The organism is Marinobacter antarcticus, assembly GCF_011049865.1.
GTDB classification, from domain to species: domain Bacteria; phylum Pseudomonadota; class Gammaproteobacteria; order Pseudomonadales; family Oleiphilaceae; genus Marinobacter; species Marinobacter antarcticus_A.
Window position 1 is genome coordinate 1 of record NZ_DRGY01000057.1, and the last position, 19,009, is coordinate 19,009.

Annotated in this window: 15 protein-coding genes; 12 read left to right on the top strand and 3 right to left on the bottom strand. The window is 55.4% G+C overall.

Annotation, left to right across the window (positions count from 1 at the left end):
* The 8 genes from ENI00_RS07300 to rluB all read left to right on the top strand — a co-directional run.
* On the top strand, nucleotides 1-113 hold a 113-nt coding region (locus ENI00_RS07300; RefSeq protein ID WP_304101083.1), incomplete at its 5' end, for a 2-oxo acid dehydrogenase subunit E2.
* A 35-nt stretch (nucleotides 114-148) separates the two neighbouring features.
* Nucleotides 149-1,591, top strand: coding sequence for a dihydrolipoyl dehydrogenase (gene lpdA / locus ENI00_RS07305; protein ID WP_304100888.1), 1,443 nt, complete (start codon nucleotides 149-151; stop codon nucleotides 1,589-1,591).
* Nucleotides 1,592-1,695: 104 nt separating this feature from the next.
* A complete protein-coding gene (sucC, locus tag ENI00_RS07310) occupies nucleotides 1,696-2,862 on the top strand; it encodes an ADP-forming succinate--CoA ligase subunit beta (RefSeq protein WP_304100890.1) in 1,167 nt (388 codons plus the stop codon).
* Nucleotides 2,862-3,734 carry a succinate--CoA ligase subunit alpha gene (gene sucD, locus ENI00_RS07315; RefSeq protein ID WP_304100892.1) on the top strand — a complete coding sequence of 291 codons (873 nt, stop codon included), beginning with the start codon at nucleotides 2,862-2,864 and terminating at the stop codon, nucleotides 3,732-3,734. The genes sucC and sucD overlap by 1 nt, the downstream gene beginning before the upstream one ends.
* 118 nt (nucleotides 3,735-3,852) lie before the next feature.
* The gene (locus ENI00_RS07320) at nucleotides 3,853-5,067 is read left to right on the top strand and encodes a tryptophan--tRNA ligase (RefSeq protein WP_304100893.1); all 1,215 of its coding nucleotides are present in this window, start codon (nucleotides 3,853-3,855) and stop codon (nucleotides 5,065-5,067) included.
* Between the two features lie 25 nt (nucleotides 5,068-5,092).
* The gene (locus tag ENI00_RS07325) at nucleotides 5,093-5,860 is read left to right on the top strand and encodes a segregation and condensation protein A (protein ID WP_414674227.1); all 768 of its coding nucleotides are present in this window, start codon (nucleotides 5,093-5,095) and stop codon (nucleotides 5,858-5,860) included.
* A gap of 51 nt (nucleotides 5,861-5,911) precedes the next feature.
* The gene (scpB, locus tag ENI00_RS07330) at nucleotides 5,912-6,553 is read left to right on the top strand and encodes an SMC-Scp complex subunit ScpB (protein ID WP_304100894.1); all 642 of its coding nucleotides are present in this window, start codon (nucleotides 5,912-5,914) and stop codon (nucleotides 6,551-6,553) included.
* A 39-nt stretch (nucleotides 6,554-6,592) separates the two neighbouring features.
* Nucleotides 6,593-7,624 (top strand): 23S rRNA pseudouridine(2605) synthase RluB, encoded by a 1,032-nt coding sequence (rluB, locus tag ENI00_RS07335; RefSeq protein ID WP_304100895.1) that lies wholly within the window; start codon nucleotides 6,593-6,595, stop codon nucleotides 7,622-7,624.
* Between the two features lie 28 nt (nucleotides 7,625-7,652).
* Here rluB and ENI00_RS07340 read toward each other — a convergent pair whose 3' ends face one another.
* Complete coding sequence (locus ENI00_RS07340) at nucleotides 7,653-8,579, bottom strand: GGDEF domain-containing protein (protein WP_304100897.1); 927 nt, start codon at nucleotides 8,577-8,579, stop codon at nucleotides 7,653-7,655.
* A 290-nt stretch (nucleotides 8,580-8,869) separates the two neighbouring features.
* Between ENI00_RS07340 and ENI00_RS07345 the strand changes: the two genes are divergently transcribed.
* The 4 genes from ENI00_RS07345 to ligA all read left to right on the top strand — a co-directional run bounded on the left by ENI00_RS07345 (nucleotide 8,870) and on the right by ligA (nucleotide 16,357).
* Nucleotides 8,870-9,553, top strand: coding sequence for a GntR family transcriptional regulator (locus ENI00_RS07345; RefSeq protein ID WP_304100899.1), 684 nt, complete (start codon nucleotides 8,870-8,872; stop codon nucleotides 9,551-9,553).
* 1 nt (nucleotide 9,554) lies between these two features.
* Nucleotides 9,555-13,055, top strand: coding sequence for a chromosome segregation protein SMC (gene smc, locus ENI00_RS07350; RefSeq protein WP_304100901.1), 3,501 nt, complete (start codon nucleotides 9,555-9,557; stop codon nucleotides 13,053-13,055).
* Between the two features lie 162 nt (nucleotides 13,056-13,217).
* Nucleotides 13,218-14,249 (top strand): cell division protein ZipA, encoded by a 1,032-nt coding sequence (zipA, locus tag ENI00_RS07355; protein ID WP_304100902.1) that lies wholly within the window; start codon nucleotides 13,218-13,220, stop codon nucleotides 14,247-14,249.
* A 77-nt stretch (nucleotides 14,250-14,326) separates the two neighbouring features.
* A complete protein-coding gene (gene ligA, locus ENI00_RS07360) occupies nucleotides 14,327-16,357 on the top strand; it encodes an NAD-dependent DNA ligase LigA (RefSeq protein WP_304100904.1) in 2,031 nt (676 codons plus the stop codon).
* Nucleotides 16,358-16,365: 8 nt separating this feature from the next.
* On the opposite strand, the gene ENI00_RS07365 is transcribed toward ligA, so the two are convergent.
* Nucleotides 16,366-16,998 carry a CBS domain-containing protein gene (locus tag ENI00_RS07365; protein ID WP_304100906.1) on the bottom strand — a complete coding sequence of 211 codons (633 nt, stop codon included), beginning with the start codon at nucleotides 16,996-16,998 and terminating at the stop codon, nucleotides 16,366-16,368.
* Nucleotides 16,999-17,073: 75 nt separating this feature from the next.
* Nucleotides 17,074-18,999 carry an FAD-dependent 5-carboxymethylaminomethyl-2-thiouridine(34) oxidoreductase MnmC gene (gene mnmC, locus ENI00_RS07370; RefSeq protein WP_304100908.1) on the bottom strand — a complete coding sequence of 642 codons (1,926 nt, stop codon included), beginning with the start codon at nucleotides 18,997-18,999 and terminating at the stop codon, nucleotides 17,074-17,076.
* Nucleotides 19,000-19,009: the final 10 nt, after the last annotated feature.

The window sequence follows — 19,009 nt, forward strand, 5'->3', positions numbered from 1 at the left end:
ATCTTGCTCTGTCTTATGACCACCGCATGGTCGATGGCAAGGAGGCGGTGCAGTTCCTTGTGGCCATCAAGGAAATGCTCGAGGACCCGGCGCGTATTCTGCTGGACGTCTGAGCCGACACTTAACGAATCGGAAAACAGGATTAACTATGTCTGATAAGTACGACGTAATCGTCATTGGCGCAGGCCCGGGTGGCTATGTTGCCGCCATAAAAGCCGCGCAACTTGGCCTCAAAACCGCCTGTGTTGAGTCGTGGAACTCCGAAGATGGCAAAAGCCAGGTGCTTGGTGGTACCTGCCTGAACGTGGGCTGCATTCCTTCGAAAGCGTTGTTGGAAATTTCCCACAAGTTTGAAGAAGCGAGTCACGATTACGAAATGCAGGGCATCATCGCCAAGGATGTCAAAATCGACATCGCCAAGATGATGGAGCGCAAAAGCGGCATCGTAAAGCAGTTGACGGGTGGTATTGCGGGGCTGTTCAAAGCCAACGGCGTTACTGCGATTCACGGGCACGGCAAGCTTTTGGCGAACCGTCAGGTTGAAGTCACGGATAACGACGGCAAGACAAAAATCTACGAAACTGAAAACGTTATTCTTGCCACCGGTTCCAAGCCCATCGATATACCGCCCGCTCCAATGACGGAAGGTTATATTGTGGATTCCGCAGGTGCGTTGGAATTTGAAGAAGTTCCCAAACGCCTCGGTATTATCGGTGCGGGTGTGATCGGACTTGAGTTGGGCAGCGTTTGGGCCCGGTTAGGGTCGGAAGTAACTGTTTTGGAAGCCCAAGACACTTTCTTGCCTGCGGTTGATCAACAGATTGCCAAGGACGCGCTGAAGCAGTTTCGTAAGCAAGGTCTAGACATCGTAATGGGCGGCCGCGTGACGGGCGCTGAGGTGAAGCGTAAGCTTGTTTATGTAAGCTACGAAGATAGCAAGGGCAAGCAGGAGCTGAAAGTCGACAAGCTGATTGTTGCCGTAGGCCGTCGGCCATACACTGACAATCTGCTAGCGGCAGATTCAGGTGTTAACATGGATGAGCGTGGCTTCATTTTTGTTAACGAGAAGTGCAAAACAGACGCACCAGGCGTCTGGGCAGTGGGCGATGTGGTACGTGGCCCCATGCTGGCGCACAAGGCGTCGGAAGAAGGTGTTATGGTCGCTGAACGCATTGCTGGCCATAAGCCCCAAGTCAATTATGACTGCATTCCAAACGTGATTTACACGTCGCCGGAAGTGGCCTGGGTAGGCAAAACCGAAGAGCAGCTCAAGGGTGAAGGTGAGGCCTATAAGGTTGGTACCTTCCCGTTTGCAGCGAACGGTCGCGCAATGGCTGCGAATTCCGCCTCTGGCATGGTGAAAATCATTGCCGATGAAAAGACTGACCGAATTCTGGGCTTTCACGTTGTGGGCCCACAAGCATCGGAAATCGTTGCTCAGGGCGTTATTGCCATGGAATTTGGCTCCAGTGCAGAAGATCTGGCTCTGACCTGTTTTGCACACCCGACTCTTTCTGAGTCTGTGCACGAGGCAGCGCTGGCAGTCAACGATGGCGCGATTCACATTGCGAACCGTCGCAAAAAGAAGTAACGCAAACCAGGAAGCAGGGGCGCCAAATAGGGCGCCCCTTTACCATAAAAATAGCTGATTTCCGGTTGTGTGGTTATCCTCCATCAAAAAGCGGGACACTAACTATGAATTTGCACGAATATCAGGGCAAACAGCTTTTCGCTGAATATGGTTTGCCGGTATCACAAGGCATTGCCTGCGATACCGCAGATCAAGCTGTAGCAGCGGCAGAAAAGATTGGCGGCAATAGCTGGGTTGTGAAGGCCCAGGTTCACGCGGGCGGCCGCGGTAAGGCCGGCGGTGTAAAGCTGGTCAAGAGCACCGACGACATCCGCGCGTTCGCAGAGCAGTGGCTGGGCAAGAAACTGGTCACCTTCCAGACTGACGAGCACGGCCAGCCGGTCAGCAAAATTCTGGTTGAATCCTTGACGGACATTGATCAGGAGCTTTATCTGGGTGCGGTGGTAGACCGTGGCACTCGTCGTATCGTTTTCATGGCGTCCACCGAGGGCGGCGTTGAAATTGAGACGGTTGCGGAAGAAACTCCGGAAAAAATTCTGAAAGCAGAAATCGATCCGCTGGTAGGCGCACAGCCATACCAGGGTCGCGATCTGGCGTTCCAGCTTGGCCTTGAGGGCAAGCAGATTGGTCAGTTCACCAAGATCTTTATGGGCTTGGCGAAACTGTTTGAAGACTACGACCTTGCGCTGTTGGAAATTAATCCGCTGGTCATCACTCCGGCTGGCGATCTGCACTGCCTGGACGCCAAAATCGGTGTTGACGGCAACGCGCTTTACCGCCAGAAAAAACTGCAGGAAATGCGTGATCCTTCACAGGAAGACGCCCGCGAAGCGGAAGCCGCAGCTTGGGAACTGAACTACGTTGCGCTTGAAGGCAACATTGGCTGCATGGTGAACGGTGCTGGTTTGGCCATGGGTACCATGGATATCATCAAGCTCTCCGGCGGTCGCCCGGCTAACTTTCTGGACGTTGGCGGCGGTGCTACCAAAGAGCGCGTTTCCGAAGCGTTCAAAATCATTCTGTCTGACGACGCAGTACAAGCTGTACTGGTTAACATTTTCGGCGGCATTGTACGCTGTGACATGATTGCCGAAGGCATCATTGGAGCGGTGAAAGAAGTTGGCGTTAAAGTGCCCGTGGTTGTTCGTCTCGAGGGCAACAACGCAGAGCTGGGCTCCAAGGTATTGGCTGAAAGTGGCCTGAACATCATCGCCGCCAGCAGCCTTGCCGATGCTGCAGACCAAGTCGTTAAAGCCGCAGGGGGTAAATAATGAGCATCCTGATTAATAAAGACACCAAGGTAATCTGCCAGGGCTTTACCGGCGCACAGGGTACCTTCCACTCTGAGCAGGCTATCGAGTACGGAACCAAAATGGTCGGTGGCGTAAGCCCGGGCAAAGGCGGTACCGAGCACTTGGGCCTGCCGGTGTTCAACACCGTACGTGAAGCGGTAGAAAAAACCGGCGCCCAGGCAACCGTGATCTACGTTCCCGCTCCGTTCTGTAAAGACGCCATCATTGAAGCTGCAGATGCCGGTCTTGAGCTGATCGTGTGCATCACCGAAGGCATTCCGACCATCGATATGCTGTACGCCAAAGAATACGTTGATCGTAAAGGCGTTCGCATGATCGGGCCCAACTGCCCGGGTGTTATCACGCCGGGTGAATGCAAGATCGGCATCATGCCGGGCCATATTCACAAGCCAGGCAAGGTCGGTATTGTATCCCGTTCAGGCACCCTGACTTACGAAGCGGTCAAGCAGACCACAGACTTCGGCTACGGCCAGTCTACCTGCGTAGGCATCGGTGGTGACCCGATTCCGGGTTCCAACTTCATTGATATCCTGAGGCTGCTGCAAGACGATCCGCAGACAGAAGCTATCGTGATGATTGGTGAGATTGGCGGTACTGCAGAAGAAGAAGCGGCAGCGTTCATCAAGGATAACGTTACCAAGCCTGTGGTCTCCTACATTGCCGGTGTTACAGCACCTCCGGGCAAGCGTATGGGCCACGCAGGTGCCATCATTTCTGGTGGTAAGGGTACAGCGGATGAGAAGTTCGCGGCTCTGAACGACGCCGGTGTCAAAACTGTGCGCAGTCTCGCCGAAATCGGCAAGGCGCTGAAGGAAGTAACTGGCTGGTAAGCTGGCTTCTTTCACAAAACCCCCGTTTCTGTTCTGCAGAGCGGGGGTTTTTTATTTATAATGCCGAGTCGTCTGATCTATTATGGGCGAATCCCATTTAAAAGAAGGAGTTCGTGCTTTGAGTTCTGTAGATTCCCAGCAACGGGTTTTGTCCGGTATGCGTCCGACCGGCAAGCTTCATCTTGGTCATTATCACGGTGTGCTGAAAAACTGGGTGAAACTCCAGCACGAATTTGAGTGCTTCTTCTTTATTGCGGATTGGCATGCGCTAACGACGCAATACGACGACCCCTCTGGCATCGAAAAAAGCGTCTGGGATATGGCGATCGACTGGTTGGCCGCTGGTGTGAATCCCGGGTCGTCTACCATGTTTATCCAGTCACAGGTGCCCGAACACGCAGAACTGCACCTGTTGTTGTCCATGATTACGCCTTTGGGCTGGCTGGAGCGTATCCCCACCTACAAGGATCAGCAGGAAAAGCTTCGGGAAAAAGATCTGGCAACTTACGGTTTCCTGGGCTATCCGTTGCTGCAAACCGCCGACATACTGATGTACCGAGCAGGCAAGGTACCCGTGGGCGCGGACCAGGTATCCCACGTTGAAGTCACCCGTGAAATAGCCCGTCGTTTCAATCATATCTACGGGCGCGAAATCGGGTTTGAGGATCAGGCGGAGTCGGCTATCGTCAAGATGGGTAAGAAAAACGCCAAGCTTTATCGCACTCTCAAAAAGCGTTACCAGGAGGAGGGCGATCTGGAGGCACTGGACACGGCGCGCGCCTTGCTGATGGAACAACAGAATATTTCCATTGGTGATCGTGAGCGCCTCTATGGATACATCGAGGGTGGCGGTAAGGTGATTCTTCCCGAACCCCAGCCGCTGTTGACGCCGGAATCGAAGATGCCGGGGCTGGACGGACAAAAAATGTCCAAGTCCTACAACAATTACATTGGCTTGCGGGAAGAGCCTGACAGCGTGGCGCAGAAAATGCGCACCATGCAGACCGATCCTCAACGGGTACGCCGCACCGATCCGGGCGAACCTGAGAAGTGCCCGGTGTGGGGGCTTCATAAAGTGTATTCGGATGCGAAAACACAGGAGTGGGTTCAGGTTGGTTGTCGCAGCGCCGGTATTGGCTGCCTTGACTGCAAAAAGCCATTGATCGATTCCATTCTGGAAGAGCAACGCCCGTTGCGTGAGCGGGCGGTTGAGTACGAAAACAATCCGGATCTTGTGCATTCGATTCTGCAGGAAGGGCGCGAACATGCCCGGGATGCAGCCCGAGATACGCTTGAGGAAGTTCGGGCGGCAATGGGCCTGAGTTATCGTTAAGCCGGCCAAGCCAGAGCCGGCCCCGTTGGCGCGGGTTTCAGGGAAGACGCTGATTGATATTCCCAGTGATCTTTACATCCCGCCAGATGCCCTTGCGGTGTTTCTGGAAGCCTTCGAAGGTCCGCTCGATCTTTTGCTCTACCTCATTCGTCGACAGAATATGGATATTCTGGACATAGACGTGAGTGAAATAACCCGGCAATACATGGACTATATCGGAGCGGTGGAGACCATACGCTTCGAGTTGGCGGCAGAGTATTTGGTGATGGCCGCTACGCTGGCAGAAATCAAATCCCGCATGCTGTTGCCGAGACACGAAAGTGACGAAGAAGAGGAGTCAGACCCAAGGGCCGAACTGATTCGCCGACTGCAACAATACGAACGCTTCAAGCAGGCTGCAGAAGATATCGATGCATTGCCGCGTCTGGAGCGCGACGCGTTTATAGTATCGGCATCCCTGCCACAACTGCCATCGGCACAGCGGCACCCGGACGTCGACATTCGGGACATGCTTTTTGCACTTCAGGGAGTTCTTAAACGAGCAGACCTTTTCATTAGCCACCACGTGGAAAAGGAAAAGCTCTCCACCCGGGAGCGCATGTCGGCGATTCTGTCTGCGTTGCGTGACGATCAATTTGTTACGTTTCAGAGCCTTTTCACTATAGAAGAAGGGCGACTTGGCGTGGTGGTCACGTTTCTGGCAACGCTGGAGTTGGTAAAAGAGCAACTCATTGAATTGGTGCAGGCAGACCTGCTGGGCTCCATCCACGTGCGTGCCCGGGCTTCCCGCTAGATCATTTTGCACCGGACAAGGGTGGGCAAGGGCGAGTAAGGAATAACCATCATGAACGAAGAACAGCTTTCCAAAATTCAGGCGATTGCCGAAGCTGCTCTGCTTGCGGCCGGCAGGCCACTGTCACTGGATCAGTTAAGAGATCTGTTTGTGGAGGGTGAGCGTCCGGCCCGGCAGGTTATGGAGCACGTCATGATGCTTCTTGGTGGCGCCTGCGAGGGCCGGGGTTTTGAGCTGCGTAAGGTGGCCAGCGGTTACAGGCTTCAGATTCGTGAGGAGTTCGCTCCCTGGGTCAGCCGGCTGTTTGAAGAAAAACCTCAACGTTACTCCCGGGCGCTGTTGGAGACCCTCGCCCTGATTGCCTATCGCCAACCTATCACCCGCGGCGAGATTGAAGATGTCCGGGGTGTTGCGGTAAGCAGCAATATCATTCGTACGCTACTTGAGCGAGAGTGGGTTCGCGTTGTTGGTCATCGTGATGTTCCCGGTCGACCGGCCATGTATGCGACAACGCGACAGTTTTTGGACTATTTCAATCTGTCCGGCCTTGATCAGATGCCACCCTTATCCGAGATTCGGGATCTTGATGAAATAGGCAGAGAGATTGAAAAGAATATTCAGGCCGAGATTGAATTCGATTCAGCGCCGGCAAAGCCCGTCGAGGATAATCCTCCGGGCGATACAATTCACTGATACCATTCGGGTATCAGTCAGCGATTAAGGATTATTTTCATGGCGTCAGAACGCCCCGGAAAAAAGGCAAAACCAGCCGCAGATACGATTTCCAATGACGGCCCGGAGCGAATCCAGAAGCTTCTTGCCCGTGCCGGCATCGGTTCGCGCAGGGAAATCGAAGGCTGGATGGAAACCGGGCGCCTTACGGTCAACGGTGAAGCCGCAACACCCGGCCAGAAAGCCACGGTGAGCGATCGTTTCGAATTGGATGAAAAACGGCTGGAGGTCGCAGCCGCCGCTGAAACGGTGCGTAGAGTACTCATTTATAACAAGCCCGAAGGCGAGGTGACAACCCGGAAAGACCCCGAGGGCAGGCCCACGGTATTTGACCGCTTACCCAGGCTCAAGGATAACCGCTGGATATCCATAGGCCGACTGGATATCAATACCACCGGGCTTGTGTTGTTTACCACTGACGGTGAACTTGCTAACCGCTTGATGCACCCCTCAAGCCAGATTGATCGCGAGTACGCGGTCAGGGTTTTTGGCGAAGTGGATGACGCCATGATCCAACGGTTGATAACGGGCGTTTTGCTTGAAGACGGCATGGCTAAATTCAGCGATTTGAGCCCGGCGGGTGGCAGCGGAATTAACCGCTGGTTTCACGTTACGCTCCTGGAAGGCAGGAACCGTGAAGTTCGGCGCTTGTGGGAGTCTCAGGGCGTGCGTGTCAGTCGGTTGAAGCGTGTACGCTATGGGCCGATATTCTTACCAAGCCGGCTCACCGTGGGCAAGTGGGAAGAATTGGAGCAAAAAGCGGTGGATGCTCTGAGCGAAACGGTTGGTCTTGCCGCGATTGATATTCCGCAGAAAACCCCTGATGAGCAAGCGAAACACGACCGGCAGAGAAGAAAGAGCCCGGGCAGTGGCGTAAGAAAACCCGGAACCCGGCGCTGGGATGTCAGCGATACCAAGCCGAGTCGCAATGGTGGGCCTGATAAGCCCCGGAGTGGAACGGGCAAGCCAAAAACAGGGTCTGGAAGACCTCGTAGAGCCCATTCTGCAAGTACCGGCAAGTCGGGTCGATAAGGGCAATAGTGATTCTGAGCCGGGCGGCTCAGCCGATGGTGGCGAACACCCTTGTGCAGTTACGGCCTTGACCCTTGGCTCTGTAAAGCGCCTCGTCGGCGCGGGCTATCCATTGGTCCGCGCCTTCTTCCGCCATATGGCGAGCCACACCGCAACTGATCGTTACCGATAGATCTTTGCCCCCGCAGTCCACTCGAAGCGTTGAGATGGCGTCGCGAACGCGATCGGCGACTTCCCGTGCTTCCTGTTCACCCGTATGAGGCAGCAAAATAGCGAATTCTTCGCCTCCAAACCGGTAAACGGTATCGGAATTCCTGATGGCTGCTTCCAGCGCTCCGGCGGTCAGTCGCAGCAGATGATCGCCTACCACATGTCCGTGCTGATCATTCACCGCTTTAAAATGGTCCAGATCGCACAGAATCAACGAGTACTCTTCGGCATGACGCTCGGCAAGCAAACTTGCGCGCTGAAGATGTTCGTCCAGGGCGCGTTTATTTGGAATGGACGTTAGCGCATCGGTCAGCGCAGCCTGTTCAATCGTAATAAACCGACAGGCATTTCGCAGCGAGCAAATAGCCGCACTGATGAGCATTTCAACGCCTTTCAGCTCGTCCTCCGAAAATTTCTGGCGCCGGTTCAACGACAGCGTTCCGTAGTTCACACCTTCAAGATTGAGCCTGTATTCGCAGCGATGACGCCCACCAATCCCCGTTGCATACACAAACTCACGGTGAGCAATCTGATGGCGATAGGTGAAGGTATCAAAAGGTATAACGCCGCCCAGTTCTTCTGCCAGAATACCCACCTGAATTTCCAGAGACAGGGTCGTTGACAGGCGCTTTGTCAGCCTGCTGAAGACGTCTGGTGTGTTCGACCAGCCCTGATAGGCTTGTCGCAAGACGGCCAAATCTTTTGGCTGAGAGGTGGCGCTCTGTATTGACGATATATTTTTCACGGAGGTTCGATCTCTGACAGAATTGATCTGATTCTGGGAGTGCGGATGCAGTATCTATGCCCGAACATAAAATAAAAATATAAAACAGAAACATAAGAGCTACCTTTAACGTGCCTTAGTTCGTCTGAGTGCAAGCTTGGTTGGTGCTGTCAAAAAAACGGCAAACCTCGTCCGGCCGATGCATCCGTAGGCGTAACATGCGATTCAAGCGGGGGATGGGGATCAAGAATCCCTGTGGTAAACTCTCGTGCTTATATCCGCGCTGTTTTCAGAAGTGAGCAACATTTCCTATGACGTTTCAGGCCGCAGAAAGTCTTTCCGAACAGATCGCCCAGCATTTGGGGCAACGGATTGTTACGCGGGATCTGGCGCCTGGGAGCCGCATTCAGGAACTCAAGGTGTCCGGCGATCTCAACGTCAGTCGCGGTTCGGTCCGGGAAGCCTTGCTGATTCTTGAGCGCAGACACCTTGTTGAGATTTTTCCGCGCAAGGGCGCTGTGGTCTCCAGCCTGACGGTGGCCAGCGTTAACAGCCTCTATGATATTTATATTGATCTGCTGTGCATGCTTGGGCGCAAAGTCATCGAACGTCGAACGAATGATGAGCTGAGCGGCGTTGTAGGGCATGTCAGGGAAGTGGAAGCGGTGATCCAGGCTGTGACTTCACCTGGCCCCGATGCCGCGGAGAAAGTAATGGATGCCGGTTTTGGCGTGATGCGATACGCGTATCGTCTGGTGGATAACCCGTTTCTTGAACAAACGCTGGAGAATTTTCGGCCGGCGATCAGCCGCACCTATTTTGTCGCCCTTGATAATTTTCGGGAAGGTATCGGGCAAACAGCGGTCTTCTTCAGCCGCCTCGGAGAAGCTGCAAGGAGTGGCGATGCCGATCGCTTGCAGTCTGCAATAAAGGCCTTTGGTGAACACCAGCGTCAACAGGTATTGAATACTCTCAGGGCGGAGGAGCGCCAGTGACATGCGCCTGAAATCCATCAAACTCGCCGGGTTCAAGTCGTTTGTCGATCCTACCACGGTGCCGTTTCCCACGAATTTGACGGCGGTAGTGGGGCCAAACGGCTGCGGCAAGTCCAACATCATCGATGCGGTTCGTTGGGTAATGGGCGAAAGCTCCGCCAAATACCTGCGGGGTGAGTCCATGACCGATGTTATTTTCAACGGCTCCAGTGCCCGAAAACCGGTAGGTCAGGCGACTATCGAACTGGTGTTTGATAATAGCGATGGCTCGGCCCCCGGTGAATTTGTCCGCTTCAACGAGATTTCTGTGCGGCGCCGGGTTTCCCGCGAAGGCCAGTCAGAGTATTTCCTTAACGGTTCAAAATGCCGGCGGCGGGACATCACCGATTTGTTCCTTGGTACAGGCCTCGGGCCCCGAAGTTACGCCATCATCGAACAGGGCATGATCTCAAAGCTGATTGAGGCCAAGCCGGAGGAGCTGCGAACCTACATTGAGGAAGCAGCCGGCATATCGAAATACAAGGAACGGCGCCGGGAAACTGAAAACCGGATGCGCCGCACCCAGGAGAACCTTGAGCGCCTCACCGATCTGCGCGAAGAGCTTGGGCGCCAGTTGCAACACCTCGAACGACAGGCTGCGGCAGCCGAAAAATACAAATCCTACAAACACGATGAACGCCAGAAAAAGGCCGAGCTGACGGTGTTGCGGTGGCAGTCACTGGATGACGACCTGCAAAGTTGGCGGGGCAAAATCCGCGACACCGAATTGGCGCTCGAAAAACAACTGACCGATCGCATTCACTTTGACACGACACTCGAATCGCTGCGGGATGGCCATCGCGAACGTACCGACCACTTTAACCGGGCCCAGGCACGGTATTACGAAGCCGGTGCGGACATAGCCCGCATTGAGCAAAGCCTTGAGCATCAGCGCGAGCGCAGCCGACAGACTGCGGCAGAGCTGGACCAGGCCATGGCCAACCAGCGTGAACTTGCCCGGGAACTCGGCCAGGACGAAGACAGACTGGCAAACGTTCGCGAAGAACTCGACATGATCGAGCCGGAACAGGAATCTCTGGCTATACGTTCGGAAGAATCCGGTGAGACCCTTCAGCGCTCAGAAGACGCCATGAGCGAGTGGCAGCAGTGCTGGGAAGCATTCAGCGCACGCTCTGCGGATGCCCGCCGCGAGGCCGAGCTTGCACAGTCCCGCATTCGTTCACTTGAAGAGGCAATAGACCAGTTGCTCGCGCGCCAACGCAAACTGGATGGGGAGCAGGCGCAGCTGGACGGACAGATTGATCGCACAGAGCTTGAGGCCTTTCAGGAACAGCACGAAGCGCTGGAGCTGCAATGTGATGAATCTGCCGAGCATATTGAAACAGCGCAGGATGAGCTTCGGAATGTACGCCAGAACCAGCGTGATACCGAACACAACCTGACGAGGGCCCAACAACAGGTTCAGAGCCTGCAAGCCGCACTGGAATCTCAGCAGGCGTTGCTTGACGAACAAATGGGGGGGCAGAACGACACGTTGCAGGCGTGGTTGACGAAACATGGCCTGGACGATTTGCCCCGGGTTGCCGCCAAACTTCGCATAGACAATGGTTGGGAATTTGCCCTGGAACAGGTTCTTGGGCGGTTCAGTCAAGGTCTGGTGTTGCCAGATGTCAGCTCGCTGTCTCAGGCATTTGAAAGCGCACCGAAAGGTCTGGCCGTTATCCAGCAGGGCGCCGAGGGTGGTGCCTCAGTTCTACCTCCGGGGTTGGCGGCTAACGTCAATGGAATATCGTCTGTACAGACCATGCTGGCGGGCATTGAGACGGCGGAAACCCTCGATGAAGCCTTGTTAAAGCGAGTCGGACTCGCAGAGGGTCAGAGTGTGATCACCCGACAGGGCGCCTGGATTGCCCGGGACTGGGTACTGATGCCGAACTCTGATGCCGGGCAGATCGGCGTTATCGAGCGACAGAAAAAGGTGGACGAGTTAACGCGGCAACTGGCACAAGCGGAGCCGTCTCTGGAAGAGATAAAAACTCGTTATGAAGCCTTGCAGGAACGAACCGAAAAAGCAGAAGCCGCAAGGAACGATGCCCAGACCCGGTTGAGCGAAAGAGATCGCGAGCTCGGCCTGGTGACTTCCCGAATCAGCGGGCTTCGCGCTCGGGCCGAACAGATTGATGCGCGCCTGGAGCGCATTCACGAGGATGTATCGGAGGTTGCGCTGAACCTGGAAGAGCAGCAGGAAAATCTCGGCGTCGCCCGCGAAGAATGGCAGCAGGCGCTGATGTTGACAGAAGAGGGCGATGATGAAAAAGAACGCCTGCTTGAACAGCGAGATCTGCTCAGAGAAAAGCTCGATGGTCTGCGGCTGGAGGCGCGCCACGATAAGGATCACGCGCACCAATTGCAGCTACAGTTGCAATCACTCAGCAGTCAGCGCGACGGTCTGAGCCAGACCATAGATCGCATGCAATTGCACAAAGCACGGTTGGAGGAGCGACTGGAACTGCTCCGGGAGTCCCGGGAAAGCGCAGAGGAGCCCATGGAAGAGTTGCAGATGCAACTTGAGGGGTTGCTGGATCGAAGGCTGGCAGAGGAAGACAAGCTGGGCCGGGCCCGTGATGCGTTGGAAGAGATTGATCGTGAAGTACGGGAAAAAGAGCAGGGCAGAAGCGGCACAGATCATCAGATTCAAGAGGTGCGTTCAACGCTGGAAAAACTGAAAATGGAATCCCAGGCCCTTGAAATCCGCTCTGGCAATTATATCGAGCAGCTTGCGGAGCTGGATGTGAAGCTGCACGACATACTTTCGCAACTGCCAGAAAGCGCAAATCAGGACGAATGGGCAGCGGAACTCGAACGAATCGGAAGCCGTATTCAACGCCTTGGCGCTATTAATCTGGCGGCGATTGATGAGTACCAAGTGCAAAGCGAGCGCAAAACCTATCTGGACAACCAGCATGAAGATCTCACGGAAGCCCTGGATATTCTTGATACGGCCATTCGCAAAATCGACCGGGAAACCCGTCAGCGTTTCAAAGAGACCTTTGATCAGATCAACTCAGGCCTGCAGGCTTTGTTCCCAAAAGTGTTTGGCGGAGGCGATGCCAGTCTGGAACTGACCGGTGAGGATCTTCTGGAAACGGGCGTGGCCATCATGGCGCGTCCACCGGGTAAGAAAAACAGCACCATTCACCTGCTTTCCGGCGGCGAAAAAGCGCTAACAGCCATCGCACTGGTGTTTTCTATTTTCCAACTAAACCCGGCGCCTTTCTGTATGCTGGATGAAGTGGACGCACCGCTGGACGACGCGAACGTTGGGCGCTATGCCAATCTGGTCAAGGAGATGTCCGGGCAAGTTCAGTTTATTTACATAACCCATAACAAAATCGCCATGGAAATGGCCGATCAGCTTATGGGTGTTACCATGCACGAGCCCGGATGTTCGCGCCTGGTTTCGGTAGACGTGGAGGCGGCGGCTGCGCTGGCTGAGGCGTGAAAACCGGATTGATTGGAATTCCGCCAAGAATGACAAAAAGGCCATGTGACGTGGCTTTGCGTTGTATTCATTCCGCGCTTTTTTTAGAGTAGACCTTTTAGAGTAGTACCCGGAGCCCTTCACCCGCTCCCAGATCCGATCTGCAAACAGGACAGCAGCACTATGTCACTTAGGGAATGGTTAATTGCCATCGGCACCCTGGTTATCATCGGCATTGTTATCGACGGCTTGAGGCGCATGCGTCGAGCTCGCAAGGAATCCATTGCGATCTCTTCCGGGATGGGCGCCAATGATCTCAAAGAGTCGCCGCTGGATGAAGAACACAATTCCGAACTCCCGAACGGCGGGGCCAGGGCTATCTCGAAAGATACGCTGGAAGAGCGCGGTTACGTGCGGCGTGAAAAACCGTCACGTTCCCGTGTTCAGCAGCAGAAGCCTACCCGGCCTGCTCGCGATCTTTTGCGCAAAGATGCCAAGTCGCCGGACGATTCACGCCCGCTTGCGGTTGAGCCCGCAGCTGAGATAGGAATACAGGAATCGGCTGAAGACAGTGTCAAGCGTAGTGAGGATAGCGCCGAGTACCGTGATGACATTGCCGAGGACCATGACGACTTTGACGAAGAGGCCGGTTTTTCTTCGGTTGACCAGGAGAACCCAACCGCTGATATCGGCTGGGGGGCGGACGATGGCGAGTTGCTGTCCGCACCGGAACCTGAAGACGTCGATCCCAATCTGCCTCTTGCCGGTGCCAATCGCCCGGAAGCCCGTGAGGTTATCGTGATTAACGTGCTTTCCCGCCAAGGTGAGGATTTCAGCGGAAGCGCGTTGCAGAAGCTGTTCGAAGCTTGTGGTCTGGTTCATGGTGATATGAAAATCTATCACCGCCACGAAGCGGAAGACACCATTAGCCCTGTGCAGTTCAGCGTTGCAAATGCCGTGGAGCCGGGTACGTTCAAGCCCAATGATGTGGCTGCTATGACAACGCCAGGCATCAGCTTTTTTATGAGCATGCCTGGGCCAACCAGTTCAATGCAGGCCTTTGATTTCATGCTTGAAACGGCTCAGTGCGTGGTTCGTAACCTTGGTGGCGAGCTCAAGGATGAACGTCGCAGTGTGATGACCGCCCAGACCATTGAGCATTGCCGGCAGCGCATTCGTGAGTATGAGCGCAAACAGCGGACGCCGCGCCGCTGAGCCGCCCGGGGTCACAATTGAAATCATAATGCCTGGAGTGATCCGGGCATTTTTTTGACAGCCAAGAGCACAAGTCTATGAGCAAGCCTTCCGCGGGCAGTGTTAAACGAGCAGAGGAACTGCGGTCCGCCCTTGATGAACATAATTACCAGTATTACGTTCTGGACGATCCCGGTATCCCGGACGCTGAGTACGATCGTTTGTTTCGGGAGTTGCAGAAGCTCGAGACGGAATACCCCCAGTTGGTATCGGACGATTCGCCGACCAGACGTGTGGGAAGTACGGCGGAAACCAGCTTTGATGAAGTGGTTCATCGTTTGCCTATGCTGTCACTGGATAACGCATTCAGTGAAGAGGAACTGCGTGATTTTGACCGTCGTGTGCGGGAGCGCCTTGGCAGTGACAACGATATTGAATATGTCTGTGAGCCCAAGCTGGACGGCCTTGCAGTGAGCGTGCATTACGAACAAGGGTTGCTTGTGCGCGCGGCCACCCGGGGCGACGGTTACGCCGGGGAAGATATCACTGCCAATATTCGCACCATTCCCTCGGTACCCCTTCGAATAAGAGGCCGCGATGTTCCGGATCTGGTGGAGGTTCGGGGCGAGGTTTACATGCCGAGAGCCGGTTTCGAGGCGCTGAACAATCGGCTTGAGAATCATGGTGATAAAACGTTCGTAAATCCCCGAAACGCTGCGGCAGGCAGCCTGCGCCAGAAAAAATCCACGGTCACGGCACGGCGTCCACTGGAAATGTGCGCTTACAGCGTCGCGGTCACGGACGATAGCCTGTTGCCGGATACGCAATGGGAGAGCCTCCAGCAGGTTCGGCAGTGGGGTTTTCGGATCAATCCCGAGATGCGTAAGGCCCTGGGTGTAAGCGAATGCCTCGCGGCCTACGAAGAACTGATGCAAAAGCGTGATGCGCTGCCCTATGAAATAGATGGCATCGTTTTCAAAGTAAACCGATTGGATTATCAGGCTACCCTGGGGTTCGTTTCCCGGGCGCCACGCTGGGCCATCGCTCACAAGTTTCCCGCACAGGAAGAACTGACGGTTATTGAAGACGTAGAGTTTCAGGTTGGTCGCACGGGCGCCGTTACGCCGGTTGCACGCCTTAAACCGGTCTTTGTGGGGGGCGTAACGGTAAGCAATGCCACGCTTCATAACATGGACGAGATTCGCCGTTTGGACGTTCGCATCGGCGACACTGTGTTTGTTCGCCGGGCCGGCGACGTTATCCCGAAAGTTGTGAAAGTGGTTATCGAAAAGCGCCCGAAAACCGCTAAATCGGTTGTGCTCCCCAAGCAGTGCCCGGTCTGCGACTCAGATGTCATCCAGATAGAAGGCGAAGTAGTCGCACGCTGCTCAGGTGGTCTTTTTTGCCCTGCCCAACGAAAAGAAGCGATCCGACATTATGCGTCGAGAAAGGCGCTAGACATCGAGGGCCTGGGCGATAAGTGGATCGATATCCTGGTTGATCACGCCATGGTGAGCACCGTGGCGGATATCTATCACCTTACCATCAAGGATCTGCTCCGATTAGAGCGCATGGGCGAAAAGTCAGCCAGTAATCTCGTGGCGGCCATTGATCGTTCGCGGCAACCAGTGCTTTGGCGCTTCCTGTACGCGCTTGGCATACGGGAGGTGGGTGAGGCCACCGCCAAATCCCTGGCATCGCATTTTGGCAGCCTCGAGGCGGTTGCTGAAGCCGATGAAGAATCCCTTGTCGCTGTGCAGGATGTCGGGCCCATTGTTGCGGGTCACATTCGCAGTTTTTTTGAACAACCTCATAACCTGGAAACGCTCGACGCCTTGCGTGACGCTGGCGTGAAATGGCAAGAAGAGGAGATTACCGCTGGCGCCAAGCCGCTTCAGGGACAAACCTGGGTGCTAACCGGCACCTTGTCAGAGCTGACGCGTGATGAGGCGCGGGAAAAGCTGGAAACACTCGGTGCAAAAGTGGCGGGCAGTGTTTCCCGGAAAACGGCCTGCGTTGTGGCAGGTGAGGCCGCGGGTTCCAAACTCGAGAAGGCTGAAAAACTGGGCGTGCAAGTATTGGATGAGCAAGCGTTGCTGGAGATGTTAAAGGAGCATGAGTTGTTTTAAGTGCGCCCCTAAACGCTGCCTTGATGCCCGCCAACGCTGGCGTAAAGGCGCAGATAATCCGTACTGGTAACCACTCCGACGGGCTCGCCCTGAATGTCGACAACGAGTGCCGCATTGAGTTGGTGTGCAAGCATCAACCTTGCAAGCTGATGAGCGTCGGTTTCAGGGGAAGCCGTCAGGAACGCCGGCAACTCGATGTGAGTCAGGGTTTGATCCAAGGCATTGGCCTGATGTTCGTGAAGCCAGGCCAACAGCCATTGTCGCCCTACAAGCCCGGCAACATAACGGTCTGCGGTAACCACGAGGTGATTGGCACTGCGCTCGTCCATCATGGTCATCGCCTCTGCGACAGACGCAGAGGCAGGTAAGGAATACAGTACCGGTGAACAGATTGATGAGAGGGGCAAATAGGGCCGTTGATCTTTACGTTCACCGGCCGCGGCCGCGCCGTATTCTTCCAAGGCACGATGTCGACCCGATTGCGCTGCCAACTGAAACTCGGCATCCGTTGCGTCACTGTGCCCGGGGTCGATCGCCTGGTTCTCGGTCAGTTCACTGACATCGCCCACGCGGCGGCGCCGAAAAACTTCCGGCAATCTTGTCCCAAGGGGACGGCCTGGCTCGCTGACAAAAATGGACACCTGTTTTATCCTCTGGAAAACACACCGGTCATACAGTGTATCGGCAGCACAACGGAGATCGTTAGCGGTAACGGATCACGGCGCTGCTATTGGGGGCCGATGCATGCGCCTGGTTGCCAACCGTTTGGCCAGGGAGCCGGGCAGGGCGGTTGGCTGCCCTGATATCTGGTCTGCGACAAACTCCGCGAGCAAGGGCGCATAGGTAAGCCCTTTGCTCCCGAGACCGGTTAAAAGATAAAGCCCCGTCAGTTCCTGTCCTTCGGCATCACGCATAAGCCCGGCAACCGGTTGATAGTCGTGAGTCGTGCAACGAAAACCAACGCGGCCTGCAAGTTGTTCAGGCAAGTTACCCACGGCCAGTTGTGGGTCCAGCAGCTGCGGAACCATGGCTGAAAGCTCCCGGATATTTTCTCGATGACTTTCTACCGTGGTGTCAGGCTCATCGCTGTGAAGATCAAACGTTGCACCGATAACGGCTGAGCGCACGCCCGCATTATCGCAGGCGGGATTAAAATAGCGGGCGCCGCAAATCACCGCCTGCGGGTTTACGATCAGCGACTCTGGCACATGAGTTACTTGCCCGCGAATTGCTTTAAAGCGGTATTTACCAGAGCCCGGAATCAGCTGTGGGCTTAGATGCCCCGCGCAGATTACAACCTGATCTGCGCGGATCCCTGCAACGCTGGGGTCAGTTCCAGACACTCGCCAGGAGCCATCATCGGCAGTTATCTGTGAGACCGAAAAGCCATACACCCGGAGAATGCCCGGATGCAACGCGAGAGATTTGCAAAGTTCGCCGGGCTTCAGCCAGCCGCTGCCCGGAAACCATAGCCCGCCGCTCTCAAGGCCAGCGCCGGTAAGGCGTTCAGCTTCTGGCTGGGTGACCGCACGCAGAACGTCTTCGGGGTATTGATTGCGCGCGATAAACCGACGGTGACGATCCTGCTCGCTGGCATTCCACGCAAGCTGCAGCAGGCCGGTCGGGTGCCAATACTGGTCGCGATAGGGCGCATAATACCGCTGACTGAACGTCAACGCTGAGAGCGCCAGTTCCGTCTGGTGATTGAATTCCACGCCCAGTTTTACGTACAAAGCGCCTTGCACGTTGCCGGAGGCGGCCGACCCGGCCTCATCTGCTGAATCAATCAACGTAACGGCATAGCCTCTGCGGGCCAGGTTATTTGCAAGCGAGCACCCCGCAATACCCGCACCGATAACAGACACCGAAGGGGTGGGGGGGCGCGCTTCGTTGGCTGTGGTGAGAGAAACCTTGTCCGGTTGGAAAACGCCGCTCAGTAGATCGCGCTTGCCCATGAACCCGTTGGATGTCTGCGTACGAAAGCCTGCGGCGTTTAGCAGGCGCCAGGCACGCTCGCCTGCGAACGGGGTTGCCAGGGTGGTGCCCGGCTTACTGTGCTTGCCAACCCTGGTAATGGTCGTCTCCAGCCATGCTTCCGGATTTTGAGCCGATGCGCACTCAGTTAGAAACCACGCGTCTGCCTGGAAGCACAGCGCATCAAAAGCGACTTGTACATCGCCGAAGAACAGGGTCAATCGCACTCTGCCGCCATCCAGAAGCAGGCGATGAGTACCGCGAATCAGCGGCGGATAATTGGCGATCAGCTCGTCGGAAAAATCGCGGAGTCCGGGCCAGGCCAAAAGCGCTTTTTTAAGATCCTGGGGGGTAAACGGGCAGGGTTCAGCACAAACAAAATGGAGTGTCGCGGCATGAGAAGGGCCGTGATTCTGCCAGGCCTGCCACGTGGCAAGAAAATTCAGGCCTGTACCGAAACCGGTTTGTGCAACGACAAACGACCCGGCATGAGGAACCGCAGCAAAACGCGTTGGCAGATCGCCGTGTTCACTCAACACGTAGCGGAGCGCTTCCAGTTCATTCCGGTGACTGAAATAATTGCCCCCGAGTTGCGTTGATTCGGGCAGGCCGTCGTGCCAAGTCAGTTCTGCCGGCTCGATTGCCGGCGGAACGGTGGGGAAAGTCATCCTGGTGTCC

Coding starts and splice junctions, on each gene's coding strand:
- lpdA (WP_304100888.1), top strand. CDS start 149: ATGTCTGATAAGTACGACGTAATCGTCATTGGCGCAGGCCCGGGTGGC.
- sucC (WP_304100890.1), top strand. CDS start 1,696: ATGAATTTGCACGAATATCAGGGCAAACAGCTTTTCGCTGAATATGGT.
- sucD (WP_304100892.1), top strand. CDS start 2,862: ATGAGCATCCTGATTAATAAAGACACCAAGGTAATCTGCCAGGGCTTT.
- scpB (WP_304100894.1), top strand. CDS start 5,912: ATGAACGAAGAACAGCTTTCCAAAATTCAGGCGATTGCCGAAGCTGCT.
- rluB (WP_304100895.1), top strand. CDS start 6,593: ATGGCGTCAGAACGCCCCGGAAAAAAGGCAAAACCAGCCGCAGATACG.
- ENI00_RS07345 (WP_304100899.1), top strand. CDS start 8,870: ATGACGTTTCAGGCCGCAGAAAGTCTTTCCGAACAGATCGCCCAGCAT.
- smc (WP_304100901.1), top strand. CDS start 9,555: ATGCGCCTGAAATCCATCAAACTCGCCGGGTTCAAGTCGTTTGTCGAT.
- zipA (WP_304100902.1), top strand. CDS start 13,218: ATGTCACTTAGGGAATGGTTAATTGCCATCGGCACCCTGGTTATCATC.
- ligA (WP_304100904.1), top strand. CDS start 14,327: ATGAGCAAGCCTTCCGCGGGCAGTGTTAAACGAGCAGAGGAACTGCGG.
- mnmC (WP_304100908.1), bottom strand. CDS start 18,999: ATGACTTTCCCCACCGTTCCGCCGGCAATCGAGCCGGCAGAACTGACT.